Source organism: Microbulbifer variabilis, from assembly GCF_052467165.1.
In genome coordinates this window covers 2695997-2722301 of record NZ_CP174301.1, presented here as the reverse complement: position 1 = coordinate 2722301, position 26305 = coordinate 2695997, and the positions used below count along the sequence as shown (strand labels likewise).

20 protein-coding genes are annotated in these 26305 nt (G+C 45.5%); 8 read left to right on the top strand and 12 right to left on the bottom strand.

From position 1 onward, the window contains the following. The first annotated feature begins 196 nt into the window (after positions 1-196). Complete coding sequence (locus ACJJIP_RS12045) at positions 197-3052, top strand: zinc dependent phospholipase C family protein (RefSeq protein WP_444945211.1); 2856 nt, start codon at positions 197-199, stop codon at positions 3050-3052. 458 nt (positions 3053-3510) lie between these two features. Here ACJJIP_RS12045 and ACJJIP_RS12040 read toward each other — a convergent pair whose 3' ends face one another. After that, positions 3511-4068: a hypothetical protein gene (locus ACJJIP_RS12040; RefSeq protein WP_444945210.1), complete on the bottom strand. Its 558-nt coding sequence runs from the start codon at positions 4066-4068 to the stop codon at positions 3511-3513. Between the two features lie 448 nt (positions 4069-4516). Here ACJJIP_RS12040 and ACJJIP_RS12035 point away from each other — a divergent pair, with 448 nt between their 5' ends. The 4 genes from ACJJIP_RS12035 to ACJJIP_RS12020 all read left to right on the top strand — a co-directional run bounded on the left by ACJJIP_RS12035 (position 4517) and on the right by ACJJIP_RS12020 (position 8884). After that, entirely contained in the window at positions 4517-7483 is a 2967-nt protein-coding gene (locus tag ACJJIP_RS12035) for a DUF3857 domain-containing transglutaminase family protein (RefSeq protein ID WP_444945209.1), read from the top strand. A gap of 109 nt (positions 7484-7592) precedes the next feature. Further along, entirely contained in the window at positions 7593-7973 is a 381-nt protein-coding gene (locus ACJJIP_RS12030) for a SpoIIAA family protein (RefSeq protein ID WP_020415040.1), read from the top strand. Between the two features lie 39 nt (positions 7974-8012). Continuing rightward, a complete protein-coding gene (locus ACJJIP_RS12025) occupies positions 8013-8360 on the top strand; it encodes a hypothetical protein (RefSeq protein WP_444945208.1) in 348 nt (115 codons plus the stop codon). A 68-nt stretch (positions 8361-8428) separates the two neighbouring features. Then, entirely contained in the window at positions 8429-8884 is a 456-nt protein-coding gene (locus tag ACJJIP_RS12020; protein ID WP_020415042.1) for a GyrI-like domain-containing protein, read from the top strand. 20 nt (positions 8885-8904) lie between these two features. Here ACJJIP_RS12020 and ACJJIP_RS12015 read toward each other — a convergent pair whose 3' ends face one another. Next, a complete protein-coding gene (locus ACJJIP_RS12015) occupies positions 8905-10875 on the bottom strand; it encodes a DUF3604 domain-containing protein (protein WP_353375192.1) in 1971 nt (656 codons plus the stop codon). A 283-nt stretch (positions 10876-11158) separates the two neighbouring features. Here ACJJIP_RS12015 and ACJJIP_RS12010 point away from each other — a divergent pair, with 283 nt between their 5' ends. Further along, on the top strand, positions 11159-12838 hold the full coding sequence (locus ACJJIP_RS12010; RefSeq protein WP_444901766.1) for an NAD-dependent malic enzyme: 1680 nt from the start codon (positions 11159-11161) through the stop codon (positions 12836-12838). 48 nt (positions 12839-12886) lie between these two features. Here the strand turns inward: ACJJIP_RS12010 and ACJJIP_RS12005 are convergent, their stop codons facing one another. Next, on the bottom strand, positions 12887-14191 hold the full coding sequence (locus ACJJIP_RS12005) for a patatin-like phospholipase family protein (protein WP_444945207.1): 1305 nt from the start codon (positions 14189-14191) through the stop codon (positions 12887-12889). Positions 14192-14549: 358 nt separating this feature from the next. On the opposite strand from ACJJIP_RS12005, the gene ACJJIP_RS12000 reads away from it, so the two are divergent. Continuing rightward, positions 14550-15092, top strand: coding sequence for a hypothetical protein (locus ACJJIP_RS12000; RefSeq protein WP_444945206.1), 543 nt, complete (start codon positions 14550-14552; stop codon positions 15090-15092). A gap of 378 nt (positions 15093-15470) precedes the next feature. On the opposite strand, the gene ACJJIP_RS11995 is transcribed toward ACJJIP_RS12000, so the two are convergent. The 3 genes from ACJJIP_RS11995 to ACJJIP_RS11985 form a co-directional block, all read right to left on the bottom strand. Next, the gene (locus ACJJIP_RS11995) at positions 15471-16199 is read right to left on the bottom strand and encodes a siderophore-interacting protein (protein WP_020415048.1); all 729 of its coding nucleotides are present in this window, start codon (positions 16197-16199) and stop codon (positions 15471-15473) included. 14 nt (positions 16200-16213) lie between these two features. Beyond that, positions 16214-16651, bottom strand: coding sequence for a MarR family winged helix-turn-helix transcriptional regulator (locus ACJJIP_RS11990; RefSeq protein WP_020415049.1), 438 nt, complete (start codon positions 16649-16651; stop codon positions 16214-16216). A gap of 228 nt (positions 16652-16879) precedes the next feature. Beyond that, complete coding sequence (locus ACJJIP_RS11985) at positions 16880-18598, bottom strand: hypothetical protein (RefSeq protein ID WP_444945205.1); 1719 nt, start codon at positions 18596-18598, stop codon at positions 16880-16882. A 545-nt stretch (positions 18599-19143) separates the two neighbouring features. On the opposite strand from ACJJIP_RS11985, the gene ACJJIP_RS11980 reads away from it, so the two are divergent. Next, the gene (locus ACJJIP_RS11980) at positions 19144-19539 is read left to right on the top strand and encodes a hypothetical protein (protein WP_444945204.1); all 396 of its coding nucleotides are present in this window, start codon (positions 19144-19146) and stop codon (positions 19537-19539) included. Between the two features lie 24 nt (positions 19540-19563). On the opposite strand, the gene ACJJIP_RS11975 is transcribed toward ACJJIP_RS11980, so the two are convergent. The 6 genes from ACJJIP_RS11975 to greB form a co-directional block, all read right to left on the bottom strand. Next, a complete protein-coding gene (locus ACJJIP_RS11975) occupies positions 19564-20943 on the bottom strand; it encodes a hypothetical protein (protein ID WP_444945203.1) in 1380 nt (459 codons plus the stop codon). 8 nt (positions 20944-20951) lie between these two features. Further along, positions 20952-21332 carry a hypothetical protein gene (locus ACJJIP_RS11970; protein ID WP_020415053.1) on the bottom strand — a complete coding sequence of 127 codons (381 nt, stop codon included), beginning with the start codon at positions 21330-21332 and terminating at the stop codon, positions 20952-20954. 13 nt (positions 21333-21345) lie between these two features. After that, complete coding sequence (locus ACJJIP_RS11965; protein WP_444945202.1) at positions 21346-22923, bottom strand: hypothetical protein; 1578 nt, start codon at positions 22921-22923, stop codon at positions 21346-21348. Between the two features lie 544 nt (positions 22924-23467). After that, entirely contained in the window at positions 23468-23734 is a 267-nt protein-coding gene (locus ACJJIP_RS11960) for a hypothetical protein (RefSeq protein ID WP_020415056.1), read from the bottom strand. A gap of 899 nt (positions 23735-24633) precedes the next feature. Beyond that, entirely contained in the window at positions 24634-24822 is a 189-nt protein-coding gene (gene csrA / locus ACJJIP_RS11955) for a carbon storage regulator CsrA (RefSeq protein WP_444945201.1), read from the bottom strand. A gap of 962 nt (positions 24823-25784) precedes the next feature. Next, on the bottom strand, positions 25785-26285 hold the full coding sequence (gene greB / locus ACJJIP_RS11950; RefSeq protein ID WP_020415058.1) for a transcription elongation factor GreB: 501 nt from the start codon (positions 26283-26285) through the stop codon (positions 25785-25787). Positions 26286-26305: the final 20 nt, after the last annotated feature.

Sequence of the window (26305 nt, the reverse complement as noted above, 5' to 3'; positions counted from 1 at the left end):
ATTAAGAATGTTGAAAATTTAAACCAAATTATTGCTGAATGTCTAATTAAACAGACCTACCCTATAAGTCTGTGTAAAATTTGTTCGCCTTATAAATTTTGTAGGCTATGGATAAAGGATGAACAGTTAATCTTTAACTATATATAAGATCTTAAGCTTGATACAATCCTTCTTTTATCATTAAGAAGTATATCGGATGTTTGCTAGAAAAAAGGGGATAGGGGGGCAGTTTGCCTGCCTTCTTTTGGGGTTGTTGGCAACTAATCAGAGCTGGGCTTTTAAGTTAAAGAGTCATGTATTTGTTGGTCAACAAGTAATCAATGATCTTGCTGATGATGGCAAGCTGACTTTTGAAATCAATAATAATTACTATGATATCGATGTTCCAGATGATGTTTCTTCAGCGATCCTGAAGAATCAGTCCGCTTATCTGCTTGGCAATATAGGGCCTGATGCTTCTCCCGATTTTGTAGTTGGGCAGACCAGCGTTCACCCTGGAGCACTGGATAAAAATGAGGCTGGTGATGCGATAGTTCAAGAGGATAGCACGCGTTATAACACAGACGATTGGCTAAAGTACTTGCTGACCCAGAAGGACACCTCTAATATAGGAAAAGCTTATATCTATGGATACCTCGGGCATGCCTCAGCGGATGTATTCGCTCACACCTATGTAAACCAGTACTCGGGTGATATTTTTGCTATTTTTGATGGTGAAAGTTTAAATGAAAAGCGCCATATAGCTCTTGAATCTTACATTGATTCTAGGGTGCCTGTGTTACGCGACTATCTGGGTAAAGCACTTGGTGAGCCCCACCAGAGAATTGACTTGAATGATGATGAACTGTTCGAGTTTCTTCGAGACAAGCTTATTTATGCGGATATCCCTACGGATCAATACGGGAAAAACCCGATGGCTTCTCACTTGGCTTCGATTTCGAAGTTTAGAGAACAGCTCTATCGGCAGGCAACAGATGCTGATGGCTATTGGCACGCCATTGATGTTTGGGTAGTTCAGTACTTGATCGAATATTATACTGGTTATAATGTGCCAGAATCACTTGCCAGTGATCTTGTAGATATTGGCAATGACCTTATCGATGAGGCCAATGTCGCAGTAGATAAGCTTCAGTCGATCAATAATAAAATCCTTAGTTATAAGCGGGACTTTGATGATTTTGGATTTTATTCGGTAACTTCTGCGCTGGATAAAGTTCAGTCTTCTCACTCTAATCTAACCAATAAGAAGCAAGAGCTTGAAAAGGCTTTATTAGACTGGCGTAGTGAGGTGGCTATTAATGGCTGCGAATTCGCAATTAAATCAATTGATCCCACTGGCTTGGTTGATAAGGCAATTGATCTTGATCCAATTGCTAATATGTTGGGCGTCGATAGTTTAGAGGACTTAATAAAGTTAGCTACGGATCCTGGAAGCTGGTTTAATGGTGATGGAGAGGATCATTGGTATCAAGATGCTCGAGGAATATCAGCGTATCAACTTCACTCTGATTTCTATTTAAATGAATGGGCTAATGACTTAAAAAATGAGATAGATAATATAGAGTTGACGCATCCAAGCGCCCAAGTGAGAAAGAAAAAGTATTTAAATCATTATAATTTTATGGTTGATGGTGTTACAAATGTTTTGGGGTTGGCGCGAAAGAATACTCAGGCACCATTTATTCCTATTGCAACAAGTAACATTTTTATCCCTATTGTCAATGATAAAAAATATGATTGGAGGGTTCGCCTAAGTATCGATCACAATGTTGTAGATCATTTTTGGGTTCGTGAGGCGGAATCAGAAAAAATGATAATCAGTATGCAGGCTGATAAGCTCATCTCAGATGATGTAGGTGTTTGCGAAAACCTGTCAAAGATGGTTTATTCGGCTGACTATGCAGCCCTTGATGCCATTCATAAACTTGAGGATGAAGTTAATGATTTGGCCGAAAAGAATATTAAGGACGTTAAGGCCGCTTACGAAAAAATGAAGGAGGCTGAGGATCACTTGTATGCGATTCAAGATGCTGCGGTGGATTTGATGCAGCTTCTGAATAGCAATATGAGTCCAATTCAATCAATATTCGAGATGTGGCAGTCGAGTGTTGATGTTGCAATGACAGAATATACTCGTACTACGGCTACCATGATGGTAAATACCATGAATAAAAATGCCAGTAGCGTGGATCCTTTGTCGGATTGGGTGTCGTGCTATGGTCCTACCTTCATCGGTGTACCGTCCCAGGCCTGTGATATCTGGAAGAACACCAGTGGTATGATCGATGCGCTCTCAGATGTTTTAGATATTCTTGAGAATGCTCCAATACCTGGAACCTTGGTTGATGCCAGAGAAGAGCTCCGAAAGGCAATTGATGGGTTAAAGGGGGAGGTAAAGGAGTATGCGATTGAAGAGGTGGAAGATGTGCTGCCCACCGAATTCAAGGAGTTACTCGACCTGCTTGATGCACCCATGACCGATACTGCGCTGAATACCTGGTATTCGAAAAATGAATCCAATACTCAGCATTTGGTTAAAATCCCAGATATGGCTTATCGAGTCACAGCAGAGATGCGCCTGGATGGTAATGGCGACTACAGTGTGAGTGAGTATCCGGTAGTAGCAAATGCCATTACTTTGGCGAAGCTAGCCTTGCTGGATACGGAGGGGCTGAAAGCATTAGCCAGGACTCAAGGTTTGAGCGAGTCTATTTTTAATGGGTTAAGCGCTGATAATCTTGTTGCTGGTGCCTTCAAAAGCATCGACGGTAATCATCAATGGATGTTGTGTGCACCACCGTTACCAAGATCTATTGGGAGTGAAGACAAATACCGTTTCTTTGATAACTTCTCTACATCATCAGGTTTTGTGCTATGGAAAGACTGGCGTGCAAAAAATGATTTGTTTGATGGTTTGTTTAAGGGACCGTTAACCGCTGGAGTAACCAATCCTACTGTGATAGGTTTTGATTGGATTCTTGATGCCGGCTCTTCTTACAGAACACTGAATGAGAGCTTCCCATATCCAGATCGTCAATGCGCCATGCCCTAATAAGGTTGACCTATTTTGTACCACCTTATTGGTGGGCCGAGGAGCGTAGGATAGAAAGGCCCCTAAGAGAATTTTTCTAATGGGGCCTTTCTATTAAATCTTATCTATTTTATTTAGGCAGGAATTGCCTGCCTAAATACCTTTAAAATTTTTTTCAAAAAGTACATTTATTTTCTTGTTAGCTCTAAGTGTATTGATAATCAGATCGATATAATTGGTTTGGCGCTAATTGCTAATAAAGTTTAGGAGCACTCTTATGTGAGTAATAGATGGGCAAAATTAGTAGTTTTTGAAGTGGTGCCAATTATCACTCTGACAAGTAGTGATTGTTGGCATTGAGTGCTAAATACGCAATAAATTCTATAATCCCTGCGCATTCAACTGACTTAGACTGCGAGACAAAATGTCCGCCCGGCAAACTGATAATCTCCAAGGACTCAAATAGAAAACTCAAAGTTTTAATTAACCTCTTTGACTACTAAATAGTCATTCACAGGGCGGATATAAACCGCAGCTATGCTGAATTTTCGAATTGGTGTGTCTATTTCTGTAATATTTGTAAATCGTTGTTTTAGTATATCTGTATTCGTTTGCTTCAATGACTGAAAAAGCTGCTGAAATTTTTCGTCTGTGTCATAACCATTGAAGCCTGAGAAGTTGACTATCAATCGGCTTACGAAATTGGGTTTCATAATCCAAACTGGCAGCCATTTAGAAAATCTGGATATGGCTGATGGTGGTGAGACAAAGCTAACAATAAAGACAATCTCTTTTACTCTATTCTCTGTTAATTGACATGGCTCATAGGCTAACCTGCCGGAATAGAACTCCGTAACCAGGAAAAGGATTTCTTCCTTTGTCAATTTTTCTAGTGATACTGCTTGTTCTGAGTAGTCTTGCCCTTCTAATTCTGGGAGAGAAATTGCCTCGTAATTTAGTGTCTTGGGGAGTGCTTTTATCAGGTCGTTAAATAAGATGTCAGTGCCATCCAGGCCAGGTAGAAATACAAGTTTCAAAGTCACCACCTCAGAATACTGAACTGTTTTTACCGATAGAAATATGTCTGGGCATTTCAGTTTAGGGTTGCTACTTATTAATAGGGATGCTTGTGTGCATATATAATCTGGATATATTCAATTTTTGAATAATTATTACAGTTGTGGGTGGTTTCGAGAAGTTAAAAAGTATATTTTTTAACTTAGAGATGATAAATTACGTGTCATTTGTTTTATTGCAAACATAAGAGGTCGACCATGTTGTTTAAGGTTTTTTCCGTATTCGATTGGAAATCGATAATACTTTAATCGAAGATGTCAACTTAAGTGGGTGGTATTTGGTATTTTAGTTCCAGGTGAGGCAGTATTTCAGGCTGCTTTTGAGTGGTAGTGAGAACAATAACTTTGAGTTGGTAGTAGATTTGTTGTCGTTTTTGTTGGTGAGTATTTTTACACTTTAAAAAGAAAGATGAATATTAGAATTGTTTCGTTAGTAAAAGTGGTTTTAATTGGTTGTTTGTTGAGTGGGGCTGGAAAAATTTGGGCTGAGGAGGAAGTTGCAACCTCACCTGTACCAGAATGGGTAACAAATGTAGTTATTCCTGAAGTAAGTAAGACTCCAAATGGCAAAATTCAGAATGGAGTTCATTACTTGCTGTTAGATACACAAGTTAAAGTGGGTGAGGAGAAGGCGCCGGATTATTTCTTCCGGATGGCTGAAAACATTATTAATCAAGAGGGAGTAGATGAGAGTTCGCAGATTAGCATTAACTATGATCCTGTCTATCAAAAAGTAGTTCTGCACTCTATTAATGTTATACGAAATGGAGAAGTGTTAAATAAAATCAATACAGCGCGTATGGATTACATACAGCGTGAAGAAGAAATGAGTGAATTGATTTATAGTGGCCAAATAACATTAAATATTCTTCTGGATGACATTAGGGTAGGGGATGTTGTAGAGTATAGCTATACTCGCTCGGGAATGAACCCTGTCTATCAAGGGCTATTTGCTTATAGTTTCAATCTTAACTGGTCTGTTCCATTAGAAAGTCATTTTCTTCGCATACTTTGGGAAAAGCCAAATCCTCTCCAGTACTCGATCGTAAATAGTGATTTAGAATTAAAACGACGGAATCTAGGTGATGCCAATGAGTTTATTTTACAGGATAGTAAAATTGACCCTTTGAAGTCTGATGATGATACCCCCTCCTGGTTTAGTCCATGGGGGGCTGTTTACTTTAGTGAGTCTGAGACATGGGAAGATGTTGGTATTTGGGGGAGAGGGTTGTATGAGGATGTATATCATATTAATGAAGATATCTCGAAGCTAGCAGATAATATAAAATCAAACTCATCAGATAAGGGTTCCCAGATATCGGCTGCACTAAAGTTTGTTCAGGATGAGGTGCGTTATTTAGGAATAGAGTTGGGGGAAAATTCGCATAAGCCCAGATTGGCGAGTGAGACATTAAGAAACCGCTATGGTGACTGTAAAGATAAAACCGTACTATTTCTTACTCTACTAAAAGAGTTAGGAGTTATAGGTTATCCTGCGTTAGTTAATACGGAGTCAAAGTTAAAGAATAAAATCCCTAGTGTCAGATCCTTTGATCATGTCATTACCTATTTTGAGTTTGAGGGTAAAGAGTACTGGGTAGACCCGACTAGAAGCTATCAGCATGGTGCTTTAGATACAATCCACCAACCAGACTATGGAAAAGCACTCGTACTAAGACCTGGCGTCGATAACTTAACAGAAATGCACCCGACTTTTGCAAAATTTGGTGTGTTTGTAAAGGATGAGTTCAATATTCCTACTGAAGGCTCTGTAGCATTTAAGTCAAAGACTGTTAATTATGGATGGAATGCTGAAAGACAAAGGCGAGGTTTGGCGAGTAATGGGCGAGACTCAATTCAGAATGGATATCTGGAATTTTTTGAAGGCTATTATCCTGGTATTGAAGTTGAAACTATAGTTGAATTTGAAGATGATCTTGAGAGGAATATTTTTTCTTATACCGAGCAATATAGGATTGAAGAGTTCTGGGAGAATAAGCCTGAAAGAGAGCGGTATGAAGTTGATTTTTATGCAAATATTGTCAGTTCGGCGATTTCAAAATATGATGATAGGAATAGGCGGCACCCTCTAGAATTATTGTATCCGGAGCTAATCGAGCAGATCATCGAAGTCAACTTTGAAGGGGATGATTGGTCCTTTGATAATGAGTTTTTTGAGGAAGATAACAAATTTTTCCACTTCAAGAATACCGTTGATTATCAGGAAGCCACTAAAAAACTGAGGTTAGAGTATTCATACCAAAGCAAGATTGATCATGTTAAGGCTGAAGATTACAAGTCTTACATTGAGGCAATTGAAAGGGTAGAAAATCACTTGAGCTATGGTGTCTACAAACGGTATACAAATTCTTCTATAGTAAATGAGGGCGAAGGGGGGTTGGTGTCTCAGTTGTCTGTCGCCACATTTATTTATATATATGCATCTTTCTATGTGCTGCTTATTTTTATGTGGCGTTATGAAAGATGGAAAAATCCAGTTAAACAAGACGCGATTTATTACCCAGTTTCTCTAGGTAAGTTGATAGCGATGTGGATTTTTACTTTTGGATTATTTGGTGTCTATTGGTTCTATAGGAATTTTAAGTATATTCGGGTACAGGAGAACAGCGCAATCATGCCGGTTGCCAGAGGGATATTTAACGAATTTTGGTATTTCCCCCTTTGGAACAATCTAAAAGAGGATAGCGTAAACCGTTTTGGTGTTTCTCACTTGCCTGGTAAAAAATTGGCAATCCTATTGGCTATAATCTTTCTAGTCTCGTCGATTTTAGGACATATTACAGATTACGTCTTGCTATCCTTGCTGATAAGTGCATTAGCTATATTGCCTCTAGCAAATTATATGATTTTTGTTAATGGTGCCAAATCATCTGCAGAGATAAATAATTCCCGTTGGGGTATTAGGCATGTTCTATTGATTTTACTTGGCCTACCTCTATATGTGATTCAAATAGGAGGCGAAGTTGGGTTGACTCCGAGCGAAGCGGTAATAGATGGCAGCGAAATTTCGGCTGATAACATTAAGTTTATGCAAAGACAGGGGATAATAAAACCAAAAGATGAAGTTGAATATTTTTATAGTGATGCCCTTTTATTTGTGAGAGATGATGGGAACGGCTTCACTCAACGTCATGTATTTTCTTATTGGAAAGAGGAAGGGGTATTACAGAAAGAAGTGGCGACTTATGACAAAGTAGAAGATATCCAGGTTGAATGGGGGGGCTTGGAGGATAATACCACGGTCACCATCCTTAGGAAGGATGGTAGTGACTTCATCCTCTATGTTTCTGGCGTAGATGGTAGGGATAAACTATTTGTCAATGCCCTGAAAGCACAATGGCAGTCTATTCAGTAATTATTTTTTAACGAAAAGGTGGTAGATAGCTTTAAGTTTAAGAGGCTGGCCGCTATCTATCCCGGTTTAAGGGTTCGGACATTGCTGACCTCAAATTAGGAATAAACAAATGATTACAACCATTGATATCGGTATACCTAATGCCCTTGCATTCAAAATATCTGGAGATATTACTGAAAGTGATATTTCTGAGGCATTTGACCAGATGAAAGCCCTTGGGGAGAAATATGAAAAGATCACAATTTACGAAGAAATAGAGTCATTCGATGGCCTGGAGTTTTCGGCAGTTGTAGAGAAGTTCAAGTACCTATTTGAGGTTGGCATCTCAAATATATGTGCCGTGGCGATTTTGACTGATAAAGAGTGGCTTAAGAAAGTTGTAGGTGTTGAGGATAAGCTGTTTCGAGGTATTGATATGAAGTGCTTTTCTCCAAACCAGCACACAGATGCGGTACATTTTTTAATGCAGTATGCACCTACTGATGATTAATTTATAGCTTAGTTTTCATTCTTGTAAGACGGTGAGTTTATGTCAGAGGCATTAGAATTGGCAAAATATTACTTTGACCTTTCAAATCAGAGTAATTTTGTCGAGATAGAAAATCTATTTGATCAGTCTTCCACATTCTGTGCGCGAGATGGCGCACTCTATCTGGGTGTGAAAGATATTATGGTGATGCAAAGGGTCCATCATGGCTCTTATAGCAAGTTAGAATGGATTGTAAATATAGTGGAGGAGGTTAAACCCGGCATTATTCGTTTTGATTTTGACTTTGAGGGCACTACTCAAGAGGGTGAAACTGTCAAAATGTCTGGCGTAGAGTTTGTAATTGTCGATAGGGGAATCATTCGACATATAGATGTTCGAAGCCAGTAAGATTGCGATCTACTGAGGTTCACGGTAGGTTGTTATGCTAACGATATTAATAATGAGGATAATCCGGAATGGCTATGGTTGTTGAGCAGATTGAAGGTTTTGATCTTGTGGGGCTTAGTACAAGAACCAAGAATGCCAATGAGGCAGATCCGGGCACTGCAAAGATTACCCCCCTTTGGGATAAGTTTGGCGCAGAAGCCGCACCAAAATTGCGTGGCACTCCCAAGGTGTATGGTGTGTATACCAACTATGAGTCAGACCACACGGGCTTGTTTGATGTCTTTGCCTGCTCCGACATGCTTTCTACGGAGATGTCAGAAGACTTTAAAACAGTTCATATAGAGCCAGGCAAGTACCTTGTATTTGGCGCACAGGGTGAGATGCCCCAGGCAGTTATCGATCTCTGGGGGGAAGTGTGGGGTCATTTCTCAGCACCGGACTGCCCTCATGAGCGAGCTTACACTACTGATTTTGAGCACTATGCAAGCCCTAACGAAGTTAAGATTGCTATTTCTATCAAATAGTAATGCAATCTTTTCGATGCTTACTGCGGCGAGTACCAGATTGGTGAGCTGAAGGCGCGCCCTTGCTGAATGAGGGGCACCTTCTCGTCCATATCAATGCCAAAACGCACCTTATCGTAGAGCGTCCAGCGAGGTGTCGGTATTTCAAGGGCGCGCAGATAGTAGACAGCGCTTTGCTTGGGGTTAAACTCCGGGTCTTTGAAAAGCCCAATCAGCTGGGGTTCGCCAATAGTGTTCGAGTATTTGGCTGTGTCCAGATCAACGGTGTTGCCTACAGGTGGAATCTTACCGGCACTGTCTATTTTGCGCCCACCGGACCACTTTACATTAAAGATCTTTTCCCTGGTGAGCCCGTTGTCATCCAGCCAACCTTTAATGATTTGTACTCGGTCTAAGTTAGCTCCTTGAGGGTCTTTCAATACAGCTACAAGAAAGGTCGCTTTTTGCTCCTCGGTGGCGGGAGGCAGCTTTTGCCCCATCGGTACCCCTTTTTTATAGCCATTCGCCACTATGTCTCCTTTGATATCTGCATCCGTATAGTCATAACCGCCAAAGAAGCGCACGGAAATCCGGGGACCTGTGGTGGCGAAGGTCTCCTTGCGGTTCATTGCATCCCAGATGGCTTCGCGGGTATTCTCTCTAGCCCATACACCAGTGATGCCCGAAGCGGCTTGCTCCCATCCAAAGTACTCGCCACCAACCCCTTTCAATAAGGGAAAGGCCCAGCGTTGTTTATTACTGGGTTCCAGGGTTTTGAACTTGCCGTAGAAATTATCCTGATCAGGAGTGGAGAGGCCTGTGTGAGTGTCTGTACCTGCATTGGCACCGTATTGAAAAGGGTTGGTGCCCAGGGCTTTCTCCAAGCGCAGTCCGGATTTGAGAGCCTCGCGCCAATACTCGTACTGTAAGGCACCGGGAGGTTTGGGTTTCAGGATTAGGTTACCGCGGTCCCAAAGGTCCCAATTAGCGAATTCATCCTCGGGAGAAAGGGCAGGGTGAGACTCACTCTGCCCTTTTACCTGAACAAGTTCATAGAGTGGCTCATAGCGCGCACGAAGCCGAGCCCACTCTGGAGTTAGGGGAGAGCCGTCAAACTGCTTCTCGATAAACATGCGCCCATTGGACATATTGCCGTTGTGTGGAATCGCTAATACTCGCCCACCAGTTTTATCCTCATAAGCCTTCATCCATTCCCAGAGTTTTACCGGGTTCTGGGTGTCGAAAGTAGTCAATGGCATCAGTGATTTGGTGCGATCGGCTCCATCGCGAAATATGACGTTGCGATGCAGGTTATCACCGCCATCGGCATTGACCGTCCACTCGAAAGCAATAAAAGTAGTGAACTCACCGGGTTTGTAATAGCGCTCTGCGGCGTCAACGGTTCTCTCCCAAGCGGTACGCATCCACTTGGGATCCATTACCTGTTTGGGGAGTTTGCCTTGGGACTGGAGAACAATGACCTCGCTCTTGGCATTATTGGTGGCTTCCTCGCTGCCGGAGGCGAGAGCATCGTGCCAGCGTTTAAGGGTGGGGTCGGACATCATCTCCGGGTTGCCAGCGACTATCTCACTAATAACGCCCATGCCGTCGGAGTGATCGGTGATCATAAACCAATCATAAGGTCGGTTTAATTTTGCTTTGAGTCCGCTGTTGGAAGTAACTTCCTTTCCCAGCGCAAACTGATAAGCATCGTCCGGGGTGAGTATTGCGCCGTCCAACCCCGCGTCGACAGACCAGCCAGTATGGACATGTGTATCGCCAAAATAGACATTGCGTGCGATACGTTTGTCAGAACTTTCCTGGGCCTCTATCTCTGCTTTGATCTCCGGTGCCATGGCGGTAAGCACCTCACGCTGATTTTTTTCCTGTGAGACTTGTTCGTTCTTTTTATTAGGTTGCTCCTCAACCTCACCATTATTTTTTCCGCAGCTATATAGGCCTGACGCGACTGACAGGGCGATCAGAATACTTTGCAGTTTTTTTATTTGCATGCCGGGCGCTCCATTGCCTGGGCAGAAAATGAGTGGCGCCGATATTGATTTCGGTACCGCCTCCTTAGGTGAAAATACAGCTAGCATAGTTGAGCGGCGTTTTTTTAGGGGCGGGTAGGCCGAAGGGTGGGTCTTGTTATATCGCGGAACAATGGATAGTCTTCCATGCCCCACTGGATTGGCAGGTTTGCGCACAATCCTGACCCGCATTAGTTAATTTAGTCAGATTGCAAAAGCTGAGCGCAATTTACTCCATCTGCCGTATCAGACTTAAAGCAGGTTTATGAGCAACAACGAAAAGCGTCCACTCTATATCCCCCACGCCGGTCCCTCCCTGTTGGAGATGCCACTGTTGAATAAAGGTAGTGCCTTCACTTTAGAGGAGAGACTTGAATTCAACCTGGCCGGGCTTCTGCCAAATAATGTCGAAACGATTGAGGAGCAGGCTCGGCGCGCTTATCTACAGTACCAGCAATGTAAGACGGGGCTGGACAAGCACATATATCTGCGAGGGATTCAGGACGATAATGAAACCCTGTTCTTTTACCTGATTGAGCATCATATTGATGAGATGCTGCCGATCATCTATACGCCCACCGTAGGGGCAGCCTGTGAGGAATTTTCTAACATTTACCGCAATCATCGCGGTCTGTTTGTCTCTTACCCAGACCGTGAATATATTGATGATATTTTGCGAAGCGCTACCAAGGAAAACGTCAAGGTTATCGTAGTGACCGATGGTGAGCGTATCCTCGGTCTTGGCGATCAGGGTATTGGTGGAATGGGTATTCCTATCGGAAAACTATCCCTGTACACCGCCTGTGGTGGTATCAGCCCGGCTTATACACTTCCCGTCACCCTGGATGTTGGCACCAATAATCGCACCCTCCTCGGCGACCCCATGTATATGGGCTGGCGTCATGAGCGCATTTCCCAAGAGGAATATGATGAGTTCTTAGAGCAGTTTATTGAGGCGGTAAAGCGTCGCTGGCCCAAGGTGCTGGTACAGTTTGAGGATTTTGCCCAGACCAATGCCATGCCACTGTTGCAACGCTACAGGGATCAAATCTGCTGTTTCAATGATGATATCCAAGGCACTGCCGCTGTCACTCTGGGGACCATTCTGGCCGCCTGCAAAACCTGGCAGGAGCCATTAACGGCCCAGCGGGTTCTGATTGTGGGTGCCGGTTCCGCCGGTTGTGGAATTGCCGAGCAGGTGGTGTCCGCCATGGTGCAGGCTGGCCTTAGCGATGCAGATGCGCGCTCGCGCATTTTTATGTTCGATCGCTATGGGTTGGTAACCTCTGATATGAAGGGGCTACACGATTTCCAGGCTGCACTGGCCCAGTCTCCGGATATCTTGGATGGGGCAGCCGAATCAGACCTGCAAAGCCTGATTAGCAAGGTAAAGCCGAGTATTCTTATTGGCGTATCCGGACAGGGTGGTTTATTTAACCAGCAGGTGATTGAGGCATTACAGAAGGGCCATGAGCGCCCGCTGGTGATGCCGCTGTCAAACCCCACCTCCCGCGCTGAAGCGACCCCTACAGAAATATATACCTGGACCAAGGGAGAGGCGCTGGTGGCTACCGGCAGCCCATTTGCCGCAGTGGAAATTGATGGGCATCACCACCCGGTGGCCCAATGCAATAATGTGTATATCTTCCCGGGTATTGGCCTTGGGGTGATTGCCGCGAATGCCACACGGGTTACCGACGGCATGTTGATGGCAGCCTCCAATGCTCTGGCAGAGCAGGCGCCAGTGGTGAAGCAGGGGGAGGGCGCGTTATTGCCACAATTGGATGATATTCGAGAGGTGAGCATTGATATCGCCAGGGCTGTGGCTGCCCAGGCACAGCTCGATGGAGTTGCGCCCAAAGTGAGCCATGAGCATCTGGAGAAATCTCTCAAGCGTAACTTTTGGCAGGCCGACTATCGCAGTTACCGCCGTCGTTCTTTCTGACCACTTAATAACAGCCCTGGCCGGGTAGTTCTACCCGGCTTTCTTCTTTTAAGCCAGTTGCTCCCCTGAGAAGAAGACTTCCGGTTGGCGCAGAACCAGATAATCCTCCCATTGGAAACCGCTGCTTAAGAACTCAATCGCAGCTCTAACGCCCGATAAGAACAAGTGCTCACAGTGTTTTCCTGGCATTGCGAAGTCCAGCCAGTGGGGGTGCTCACCGCTGGTCATCGGTTCTATAGCGATCTCTTTTACCAGTGTGTGGTACTCCGCATTCAGGCTTGCCCGCACATGGTTGTCGAGCATATTACGGCAGGTATTGATTAGCCCCATGGCAAAGCGCCCCACCTTGTCAGACCTGGGCTGGTAGTGGTCCACCTCCAGCTTGATACCAAAAGTGGGTAGCTTGGGAGTACCGACTGGCTTGTGGAAGATATCAAAGGGGAAGTTGGATACCAGGCCGCCATCAACAAACTGAATCTCTTTAGGGAAACCATTTTTAAAGAACAGCCGGGGATCGCCAATCCCTTTTATACTGCGCCAGTTCTCAGCCACTGAACTGCATTCATCCAGCTGGGGAATATCCTTCACAGTGTAAGGTTTGAAAAAGCCCGGCACAGACATGGAAGCCCGGACGAACTCGGCGGGATTCACCGCATCCGGGTTACTAAAATAGAGCGGTGCCTTGGCTGGGAATACGGCTCGTGTTTCAGTGGTAATATCCGCCGCAACCAAAGCGACTTCTGCATTGCCTACTATAGGATCGGGCTCCCCCCGGTAGTGAAGGGTGGGAAACTGATTGATACGCTGGTTGAGTTGTGCCGTATTGGTAATGCCCAGCTGGCGCAGTTCCTCTTGTAGCCATTGGGTAAAAGCATCGCCAGGATTGAGGCCTTTTTCTCGCAACAGTTGCTTGCAGGTTCGTAGAGAATCGAACGGATGCAGGGCCAGGCTACTAAAAAGCCCTTTGCCTTTAAGCAGGCGTTGTACTGTTTTGCGCGCAAAACGTTCGCCGTCTTCAAAGCTGGCAAAGTCCGCCTTAGCCATAATATCCAGTAACTTTGCACTCTTACATGAGCCCGGTGTGCCGGCAGCGGCTAAAAACAGCGCATTGATGGCACCTGCAGAAGTGCCCGCAACCTTGCGAAAGCGTATGCCAGCCTTCTCAAGGATATAGGTGTAGCCCACCAGGGCAATGCCAAGCATGCCACCGCCTTCCATTACCAGATCCACATACTGGAGCCCATCGGCATCCTGTACATCGCTAAAGGATTTACCTTCGATCGATTTCCGCGAATTTTGCCAAAGGGTATCCGCTTGGGAGATAGCACTGGTCACCCACGCTGTTTTACTCATTTGATCTTTCCCTGAAGTGGCGGTCGATTCCATACGAAAGTTAAAAATATTATCGGTTAAAAGAGTGGGGCAGGGTATCACCCAGAATCAAATTCGCCATAGCATCGAGCTTGTTTTTCGTGCCTTCCCACCGGGGCACTACTTGATTCATTTGTGGGCAATTTTTTGGAAAGTTGTTTTTAGTGATGGTGATTCAGCCGTTGGTCGACGTCAAGGGTAATTATGCTACCTTGGCTAAATAGCGACTGATAACTGGTCGTAACCCTTGGCGACTAGAAGTTATCTCAAACAATACTTATTGGTGATATGCAACTTGACGGTTTTATTGTTACTTTCAGGTCATATTTGAGGTCATTGAATGTTTCGATGGGTGATGTATTTAGCCGCATGTGTATTTCCTTTATTGGCTACTGCTGTGGGCTTGGCTGATGAAGCGCAAAATAAAGGAAAGTATCTTGGGGCCTTTAATGATCCGGTGGCTTATTGTCGAGTTGTGGTCAACGCAGATAACCCGGAAGAACCCTATATAGGCCCCGCAAAACCGCAGATGGTGTTAACGGGTATTTACCTGGCGGCTGGTATTTCTGCGGGCGCCCCGAGGGATTGGGTTGCGGGGGGCACCTTTTGGCGTTGTATGGATGGCGGAGTCTATGCGTGTTTTATCGGTGCCAATCTTCCCTGCAAGGAAAAGGCGAATACTTCGAAGGAGCCGAGTGAAGCGATTACTGCTTACTGTAAGAGCAACCCTGTATCTAAATCTATACCGGCAGTTGTAACTGGGCGGGTGACTATCTATGAATGGCACTGTGAGAATAGCGTTCCAGAAATTACCCGACAGGCGTTGCAAGTAGATAAGCGGGGCTTTATCGCGAATTACTGGTATCGGATGGATAGACCGTGATAAATAGATATCATCGATAGAGTGGCTTGTCTTATGCAAATTGAGAGCCACTGCCACCGAGGTGGAAAAAATGCAAAGCCATTGTGAAATGCGGCCAAACTATTTTGGCGCTCAAATAATTGGTGCCAGTGCCCAATAAGGCTTCAACGGTGGGGTGTTACTCCACGCTGCTCTTGAGGCCTTAAAAACCCACTAACCCCATTTCTTACCTGAAAATGGATTTGTTACTAGTGGATCGGAGAAAGAAAACGTTGGACCCGGGGCACGCTGTGAATACATCCCTGTGCGCTCGTAATCGGTATTCATGTTTTAAACGCTTCCTGTTCTTTCACTCTGCTTTTTTAGTAAGAAACAAGCCCACTAATTTCACTCTTAGATCTACTCGTTATCCAGTTTTTTTGCGAGTTTATGGCCTTCATCGGAGTCCCCAAGTTTCCAATAGCTGGAGATATAAATATGGGTTTTGGGGATTTCTTTTTCCTGCTTAAAGAATTTCCGTAACTGACGCATGCTATTAAATTCGCAAGCGGCCCAGACGGCGGCTTGACCTTGGGGCCAAGGCAGTGCCTGAATTTTAGGCAGGAGCATCTCTCCGGTGGGGAGGGGATTTACCACCCAGTGCAGTTGCAGGTTTTTTGGGTGTTTGAGTAGCTGAATATCAGATTCGCTTTGGACCTCTATCACCGCATATCCACTGGCCTCATCAGGTAATTGGGCCAGGTTAACGCTGATAGCGGGTAGGGCGGTCATATCTCCGACAAGCAGAAACCAGTCGGCCTCAAGGTTAACCAGCTTCTTAGGGCCTGGTCCTCCTATCTGAATACAGTCTCCAGGTTGTGCATTGGCCGCCCAATTTGAGGCCGGTCCTTGATTTTCATGCAAAGCGAAGTCGATATCGATTTCTGTCTGCCGTTGGTGCCTGATGGTATAGCTTCTCATTAGCGGGCGTTTACCTTCGCCCTTAGGGAAAACCAGTTTTACATAGGCACTTTCCTGGTCACTGGGAAAGGATTCAAACCCATCGCCGCCCAGAGTGATACGTAACATATGTTTTGAGATTTTTGTGGAGCGCAAAACGACCAGCTCTCGTGTGCGTTTTTCAGCCATAGTATTTAGGCTCCTTAATCTGAAGTAGAGTGTTCGGTCAGGTTCTCGATCATAACGCTGGCGATATGGGCAAAAGTTTTTAGTTCTTTTTCGCTCAGGTTGTGGGTCATTGCAGCGATAACTTCTGTTTCCAGGTTATTCACTTTTTCAAGAATTTTTTTTCCTGCTGCTGTGGGGGTAAGGAATTGACTACGGCGATCATCGGGGTTATCGGTTTTATTGATGAGTGCGGAATGAACCAACTCATTGAGTACCCGTGTAATTTGGGCCTTGTCCTGATTCATTCGCAGAGCGATTGACCGCGCGGTACTCTGCGGATATTTGCCTATTCCCTTGAGCACGCGAATATGATTTACCGGGAGGTCAATTTCTTGCTCCTGAATACGGGCTCGCAGCTGTCTTTTGTAGGCGTGGATCAGCTGGTGCAGGATTTCATTGGCTGGGTAGCTCACAGTGATACCGCATTAGATTGATTGACTTTGTCAACTTTATTTTAAATGGTTGATAGTGTCAACTAATCTGAATGGCATCGCGTTAGAGTCGAGAGAGGATTTTCCGTAGAAGGCAAAATTAGGGGGTGAAGTTCGCAGCAAGCCCGAGCCTTAGGGAGTAATATTTGCAAACTTAAAATCGGATAAAGAGGAGGGGGAACCCCTCCCCAGTAACAGTAGGAATCGCGTTTACCAGGTTAAGCTGATATCGGTTCCATCAAACTTTACGTCTGAGTCGTACACATATTTCAATGTGCCTTTCCAGAAGGAGCCGTGCCATTCCCAGTCGGCATCGTAGCTGACTTCATTAATCACCTTTTGGCTAAAGGCTTCAAAGCTACCGTAGCGCTCCTGGCTACCCATGATCACTACCCAGGTTTGTTCGTTCCAGTCGCAGGTAACGGTATTGGAGTCACCATTGCCACAAGGATAACGCACAGCGATATAGCCGTCGTCTTCCTTGCCGAACTTCCAGTTGCCGCTGCGCTTTTCCTCTTCAAACCCTTCCGGCCACTGCAGGGCTACGTTGGAGCCGCCGGAGTGGAACAGCTCAATTTCCGGGTAGGGGTTGTATTGTATTACGGCGACATTGTTTACCTGCTTAATCTTGGGCAGGTGGTCGTTTTGCATGGTGCTATTGCCATCGCCAACCTTCGCCCAGACTGATTGGGTGCCGGTGGTGGCGATCCAGGGGGTCTGCTGGTAGCCCTGACGACCACCCCAGTAGTTCTGAATGGAGTGCATCATCACACCACCATCCTTATACATGGAGAAGTTGGCACCGGAGAGCACCGAGCTGCGGCTGAAAACAGCTCCGGCCTTAGCGGCAGCGGGGGCAGCCGCTTCTGAAAGACCCAGGAATTGGTCAAAGGCCTTTAGCCCTTCATACCCTTCAAGCTGATATCTACTGGCGAACCAAGCGGTATCAGCGGCTACGTCGGGGTGGAAGTAGGCTCCCTGGCTCCAGTAGAAGGGCACACGTTCTTCGCGGGGGAAGTCGGCATAGAGACTGTTTCTGGCATCGCCGAGAGAGTGGCCTACCGAGTAATTCATATTCAGGTTTTTACCGAAATACTCAAAGACCTCATCGGTGATCTCCAGGCCAGAGGTAGCCAGCATTACACCTGCGGGGCTTGGTGTTCTTACTGACTCTTTGCCCAGGCCCGTTAACAGGTAGATGATGCGGTTGATGTTACCGCCGGAACCGTTCCTGCGATAGCCATCGTTACTGCGGCCTGCGGCTGAAAAAAGGATGCCCTGGTCGTTAGTGACCAGCAAGATGTCCTGTAGCAAGCGTTGCGCAGCTCCTGTGGCCAGTGTGCGGATTTCTGCATCTTCAGAGAAATCGACGAGGTTAAGTAGCGCCGATAAGGTGTAGGGGTAATAGACCGGGGAGTAAAACTCGTAGAAACCGTACTGGTTTTTGACTTCCAGGTAGCGCTTTAGGCGCTTATAAGTTCTGTCATCTGCAAAGGCACCGTACTTTTCCTGCAAAAGGTACTGGGCAGAGGTGTACATGATCATGTGGTTTTCAGAGGCAAAGACATGATCCCCAGTGCCGCCTTCCTTAAACCAGAAATGGTATCCATCCAGGGCGGCAAATAGTTCGTCTTTAATTTCCGGGCGGAAAAACAGAATGCGGATCAGCCTGGTGAGGGTGAAATCTGAATTTTTTTGTCCACCATTGCGCAAGACATCCAGGTTTTTGTTCAGTGCCTCCCAGTTGAGCTCATCGCCAGTGTATGCCTGCAGGACTACAGCGGTATCATTGGTGGAAGAAACCCCCTCTTCAATATATTGCAGTTGCCTATTTTGATAGGCGCTCTCATCAAAAGACTGCGCACTTGCAGAATGTATCGCCAATCCTAATAAAATCGGGTACAGCATTCCTACTACTGGTACTTTCATCAGTACTTGTTCCTATTTAGATGTTGATTTTTGGCGTTAAACACCATAAATGTACCACTTATGTATTACAGGAATTTATTGGACTAAACGATAGGTATTTTCTGTCGGCTTGGGTTGCGATTTCGACCACTTAGGCTCTTGGTTCTCACTTTTTAAAAATTTTCGTGGTCAGTTTTTTGGTCGTCTTAATTATTTATTTTTTATGTCATGCAGATGAATTTTTTTTAGCTGCTAATTGGTACAAAGTGGTATTCAAGATAAATTTGTTTTCTCGGGTAAGATAATGAGTAACCTTTTATTCGCTACGGTTTTAATTGTCAGTTTAGGTCTGGGATGAACAGCTTCGGGAAGGGAATGATTAGTTTAATAATCACTTCTTATTGGCGCCAGTTTAGTTTGTAATTGCTGTGCCAACCGATTTGGCATTTGGTGAAAAGTGCTCAGGTTTATAAGGTGGCAAAGCCTGGGGGATTAAAAATTTGCTATTTTGAGAAGAATGTTTTTACAAATAGCGATGTTCGCTTTCATGCATTCGAGAATAAAAAATGAAAAAATTACTAATCTTCTTTGCGGCTGGTTGTTTGGGCGCTGTAGCCAATAGTGTTGTGGTATGGCTGTTTGGGGACTTTGGAATAACCCCATTTCTTGGTGTGTCTATTACCCCAACTTTATCCGCTGAATGGCTCTATCCCAGGGTAGTTTGGGGGGGTATTTGGGGGCTTTTTTTTATTCTTCCCTTCTTGTCATCGAAGTTGTTGTTAAAAGGCAGCATCCTGAGCTTGCTCCCCACTGCGTTCCAGCTTTTTGTGGTTTTTCCTGTGATGGCTGGAAAAGGTATGGCTGGGCTTGAATTGGGTGCACTTACCCCGGTTTTTGTATTGTTTTTTAACTGGATATGGGGAGTTGTTACAGCGCTCACAATAAAATGGGCTCAATCATAAAGCCGATATATCTGGTTGCTGGGCTTAATTGACAAGTATTCTTTTAGCTGCGCCAAGGCCGCGACTGGTTGTCGTAGAGGGTCCATTAATCCAGTGATCAATAATCTGATGGGCAAAATCACGCCTCTGTGGCCCACTGCTGCCCTTGGTAAGTTCTCCTAGAACCCAGTGATTGTGTGCGATCCAGGTATCCCTGGCGACTGGGCGAATACTCTGGTCTGCCTCACAAAATAGCGGTAGGGATATGGTCAGGTCGCTGGTTTGGCGCAGGGTCTTTGAAGAGATACCTGGGTTTCCAAGTGTATTCCACCAGCGCCGGGCCGTATCCGGGTCGTGGCCAAATTTTTGCTTAAAAGATTTCGTAAATGGGCTGAGAAACGGCCAGCTACCGCCTTCCAAAATACGTTCAACTATCTCTTTAGTGCTTGCCCGATCACCGAAGTTCTCCGGGTCATAAAGTACGCGGTCTTTAGCGGCGGCATGGATAGGGCTGGTGGCGTCGGCGGTAACTATCGTTTCTGTAGGCAGGGCTGCTGCGGCAATGGGCAGCAAAGATGGAGCGCCAAGGCCCAGGCAGTGAAATCTTTGCAAACGCGTGTTGCGGTCTTGGTAGCCATCTGCAATACCTTTAAGTACTTGTGCCAGGCGCACGTAACGCCGTGGGACCGGACGGGCCAATTTGAAGGATGCCGTACCACTAACGTAAAAATCCGTTGCATTAAGGTCACCGCAAATACCCGCGAGCCCCATAGCTGCGGATGTTACTCCAGCTTCTGCGGCGAGTTGTCCGGCGTCGCGGGCCGTGTTGTAGTCCATCGCACTCAGTACCGCATATATCGCAAGCCCCTGGCAGAGTGGGTTTTCCGCTACTTTTTGCCAAAGCCTTAAGCTGCGACGGTTGCGTGAGGCAATGCGCTCCACTGTCCAGCCTGTGATCTCCCGTTCCAGGTCCAAGGCCACCAGGCAGGTGCTGGCGAAGTCTTCCTGGGCGATAAGGTCGGTGGGATTCATCAGCAGCTGACGTTCGATCAGCTGGAGGGTATCGATAGACTCGGATCGTCCAGTGCAGTCGGCAAGTACGGATTCTGCCAGTGCATCGGCTTTTTTACGTAGGCTTGGCGGGACCTCGCGACCGCGGGGGAGATGACCGAGCTTTCGGCGTAGAGTTTTGACCTCGCGGGTGATTTCCCTGGCTTTTTCAGAGAATTTCGCAATGACAGAATCGATTAACTGCTTTGTGCCGTTATCGGCAAAGAGTGGCAGGCCCCTGTTGCGCACCTCAACAGCCAGACGCAGGTTTGGGTTTGTAATACGATGGGCTGATAGCAAGTAGCCATCGGCTGAAATGAGATGACTGGCGAAGGCATCCAGAGTTTGACGGCGTAAGTTGGCAATAAAGTGCATCGAAGCAACTACCTGAGCGGTGCTCCCCCATGGAGCGCATGTGAGCAGGATTTCCACTCATCAAGCAGTCCATGCATGTCTTCCAGTTCCACTTCGAGTTCGAGCGCAACCTGCTCAAATATATCCCACGCGGCAAAAACATCGGGGTGAGTTTCGATACACTCGGCCACGGCATGATCCATTGGCTCGATAGGCATATCCATCTCATCTTTTTGATGCAGGTTGGGAAGGCTGGGAATGGCCGTCTCGAGACATTCAGCGCGCACAGACTCTTTGGCGGCGTGCCACTCGGCCTTTGCCAACTGCGCCATCGCCAGCAGTACCTCTAATTCCAGCAATTTGATTTCAACACTTTCCTGTTCCGACAAGCAGCCGTCATCCGGTGGCATGGTGCTTCTCCTGTTAACGTATCAGAGGGGTAAAGAGCAGCTCTGCAGCGCCCTGGGAAGTTTCATCGCTACTATCAGGGCTTTGAACTCCAAGGGACCAATAGAGATTTGCATTGCTCCGCCATGGCTGGAACCAACGGCTTGCCAGCCTCATAAATGCGATGTCAAAGCTGTTTTCGCCGATATCGGCAAGTGCGAGAGCGTCTACCTCTACACCAGGTCTCCCGCTTAACAGGCTTGAGCTTTTTCTGAATATGCCGCTGAGCCTACAAAAGGCCCCTTTGGTAACGCCGGCATGCGGTAAGTGAGAGAAGCGCACCACGGCATTTGCCTCGGCATCGCTGGAGGGGTCATGCAACTTAATGTGGCTTAATAGCATGCCGCCTTCCTGAGGAGGAGAGGTGACATTTTTTACGAAACCACGAACTTCAATAAACTCTCCGTCCAAGTGGTTACTGAGTTTGGCCAGCTCCACATTCTTACCATTGGGAAGTGCGGTACTAAACGACATTGAGGCAATATTCTTCTGCAGTTCCTTAATATCTTTTGGTATTTCCAAACCGCTCGTACTCGCGGCAAGTCTGTAGCAGGCCACATGGCTGGCAATGGCCTTGCGAGTAAGAAAGTGGGCATCAACGGCGATATCCCCAACCCGCTCAGCCAAGCCGCCGCTACCTCTCCCCAAGAGTTCTTGGATGACGTTATGCATAGCCGCCTGCGCTCCTATGAGTGCGGGCAAGTTCCGTTCTATTTCCCCTGCGAATAACAAGGAAATGTTTGTGATATTTTCCGGGTTGCCTATCAATACTGCGCTGTAAATCTGCTTTTGCCACCCCTCTATAAAATCTGTAAATTCCCTGGTGATGGCTTTAACTTCGCCTATGTCATCCGTTGAGAACCCAGGTTTATGCTCTCCTGTCGACACAGCGTTATTAAATTGTGCATGCACTAAAGCCAACAGGCCGCGACACAGGCACATCATTACCGCATCGGCACCACTTTCCAGGCCTGGGTTCAGGGGTTTATCTGTATTGGGCAGGTAAGCGTTCAGGAGGCTGATATTTTCCGTGTCGCCACTCGCCAGGCCTTCCATTGATGCCTGAATATCGGCCCTTATTCCTATGTCGGCCAACCTTGTACGCAATCGCTCCACAATACTGTTGGGGACTTCCGAGCCCACCATTTCTTCGGCTTTTGCCAAGAGTCTATCCAGGCGGCTATCGATATCCATTTGTTGAAGGCCATCTTCAAGGTTGGTCGCAAATTGGTCCCTGCTTTCACTGATAGCAATACCTCGTAATACGTATAGGAACTCCAGACCCATTCGATGATCGATTTGATTTAGTTCGGAAGCATTATCTGCGCGGCTTTGTAAATTGCGAAACTCTGCATATCCAAGCCCCAGGCATAGGCGAGCTTGCTGCTCAAGCTGGTTCCAAGAGAAAGTAAGAAGTGTTTTTTGAACAGCTATTGCTTCCCGAAATAATCTTTGGAGAGCGGGATTTTGAACCTTGTAAGCTGGCAGTAAATTAAACTGAGATCTTAGCAGGGATAAATAAGTCTTGCTGGGGTGCACATTGGGCTGTGGCATCCAGGTCTCCTTACGTCACAAACGGGGTTAGTTTCTCAGTCAAGAGAAGTAATAATAGTTAATCGTAAGGTTTCTGCCTCAAGCGTTCATCGCTTGAATAGTTTTCTTTTGAGCGCTTTTAAATCAAGGTGAACAATCGCTTAGCTATTATCTGTTGATAATAAACCTTGCTAAAGATCTGTTTTTGCGCCTTTGATGAACCATTGCCGTTCTAGCTTTTTAAGGGGGGTTTTGATTAACCATTTTATTAGGCAGGCGTTAATAGAGATGCCGAATACGGAAGTAATTTATTGCGATCTAAAAGCGCTTTGACTGTTCCGGCCTCTGTACCATCAGTTGACATAAGCAGAGTATCGGCACTCTGCTTAATTGGTTTGACCACAACGGTAAAGCAATAGTTAAAGATTAAAAAACAACAACTCAGGCGCCTGGAGAGTAAATTGAGAATAAGTCGGCTGATATCTTTCTTCCAGCCAGTATAAAAAATAACCACATATATTTGCTTGGTAATTGCACTATTTGTATAAACTTTAATAAGCTTGTTTTAGCTTGAACCTGAAGGCACCTTCTCTTCGATAGTTTCAATCGGCATCCAACCTAAGTACTGGTGCGCATTTTCGTAATGGTCCATTCCTACTTCCCAGGCAATAAGGGTGGCGCCCTCTGACTCTGTGGCAACTTTCCAAATTACCCTGACTAACCCACGATTTGTGGCATTTTCCGCTGTAGGAAGACAGTCTTGACAGCTAATCCATTGAGGTAACTTACTGTTCTGGCTGGGTTTACCAGCAAGGGAGATTTGGTTACTCAAAAGAAAGTTCCTCACCAAACAAATTTGAATTGTAAATAGTCTTATTGTTGCTTATTGAGGTGCCAATAAAGGTATCGATATACCCGCGGTATTGTTCACCTGACGGCAATCATAGCATATTTGATAGTGAGACTTGCTGGTCAACTATAGGCCTACGCAGCAATAATTTGGCTTCAAATGTGAACTGGTTAAATGAATTTTTTTATTTAGCAGGGTGTCTATTAACCTTCAGCCCATAAAAGTAGTTTTTTCTTTTAATTTTTCATAACCCTCAGGCCGGCCTGATTCTTATTGTTGCGTAGATTTAGGGTTGCCTGTGAGGCTATGAGATCATGTGATTATACTAACACTGTTTAATATTTTGGTGAGTTTCATAAGGGCTGTATTGTATTTTTTGGCAATTGTATAGACCAAAATATATTTTTTATTAAGAGTGCTGGCAGGTTCTATAATAGTTAATAGATAGGTTGTTATTAAAATTGTTGCGTATCTTGGGAATTCCTTACTCTAAAAGATCAGTAACCACCGCATGATAGGTGCTAATAATTTTGGCCCATGCTGATGTTATAGTATTTCAAGGATTTCTTCTTCGGAAATTGGTTGGGGTTTAATTAGATCTTGTCATCGGGCCAGAAGGGGCATGATCTCTTGAGAAAAACCGATACTTTACCAATATGAATATCTCGGATAAATTTTTAGTCGCGGCAATTATTGGTGCTGAAAGATTTAAATACTGAATTCTATGCAGGGATTTCTCAGAAAAATCCTAGGCACCTAGTGTTTGATAGAAAGTAAAAGCGGAGACTTACAATGCTCTCCCGAAAGACCAGTATATATGATCCCCGTATCGCCCTAATGGGCGATAAACTTTTTTAAACTGTATATAGACCATCTGATTCTCAGCGATTTCTATTTGTCTCTATCCGTTTCTTTTTGATCCGCAGATAAATTTCTTCGCGGTGAACGGAAATGGATTTGGGAGCATCCACTCCTACCTTTACCTGATCACCCTTCACTTCAAATACTGTGATCGAGACTTTTGTTCCAATTCTGATGTTTTCGCCAATTCGGCGGGTTAAAATTAACATGGTCATTCCCTGCTGAACTTAAACGATGGGTAGGCTTTCCACGTTGGGAAGGCTTAAAAAGTAATGTGTGAAGGGAATGTGGGGTGGTGCACGAGAACGGTAGGCGTAGAAGAAGAAAAGGCGGGCGCAACGCTCCCAGAGCCTGGGGAATCGCTCCAAGCTACTGAATGTTCTCCACTTTATTGAAGACGAGTGGGTTTCTAGCGTATTATCCATTCAGCCATTTTGATAGTTGGGTTATCAATTTGGTCAGCTGGCCCCTGGTGTTGACGCACCTTGGGTCAGCGCCTTTTACTTACTCTTACATCACGCTAGCGTTCTCCTTTGAAGGGTGGGGTTTCTAGGAAAATCTTAAGGCTTCTGACTCTCTGAGGCTTTTTAGATTATTGCCCACAGAGGTTTGCTAAATAAGCGCCTAAATCCTGATAAATATCCACCAATTCTACGCAGCTTTGACACTAAAACAAACTTAATAAAATCCAATAAGATTATTTTCGTGCCTATATTTGCCTGTTTATACTTGGATGTATTTTTATTCTTGATTGATTTAGGTGGCTTTCCGTACCGGTTCTCATCTTATAAATTGAATAATCCCTCCGCTTTTCCAGGTGCTCACTGATTGGTGAGATGAAATTCAGGGAAAAGTGTTCGGAGAAGTTATGGAGAAGTAGGTGGAGCCTTCAGGGCAGGCCGATAACTGCTTATTGTAGGCTTATCCCCGGTTTACTTTGGGTTTATTGTTTCTGGTGGGGTTAGCCTTTTTGGGGGTGTCCCGGCGTAGACAGGTGTGTGAGGAGTAGAAGGCCGTTTATAAATTCAGGAATAGGGTGGTTTATTTTTTAATTTGGACTGAAATAGAGCTTGATGTATTTTTTTATAGACAGTGAGTGAGCAGGAATAAAAGGGAAGGGATAGGTGGCCAGTGGCACTTACTTTCCCTCCTCAACAAATATGTAGAAGCGTTACTCTTCGTAACGGATTTCAGTGATATAGTAAGTCTGCCATTCTTCTCCTTGACGAATTTCTATCTCATCGTCGAGCTTTCGCCCCAGTAGGCTGCGTGCAACTGGGGAGTCCATTGAGATCAGGCCTGCTTTCACATCAAACTCATCTGGGCCGACGATTCGATAGCTAACAGCTTCGCCGTCCTCATCCTCAAGCGTCACCCAGGCCCCAAAAAATACTTTTTCTTTATCTTCTGGTACCCGATCTACTACGGTGATTTCCTCCAGGCGTTTAGTGAGAAAGCGCACGCGGCTGTCGATTTCACGCAGTCGTTTCTTGCCATAGATATAATCTGCGTTTTCGGAGCGGTCCCCTAACTTGGCTGCGTCACTGACAGCCTGGGTGACCCTGGGCCGTTCTTCCTCCCAGAGGTGTTTTACTTCGGCGCGCATTCGCTGCGCGCCCTCTGCGGTGATATAGCGGGAGCCGCGCGGACGCGGCGGTCTCCATCTTCCCATAGGTTTACTGGATGCCTCTT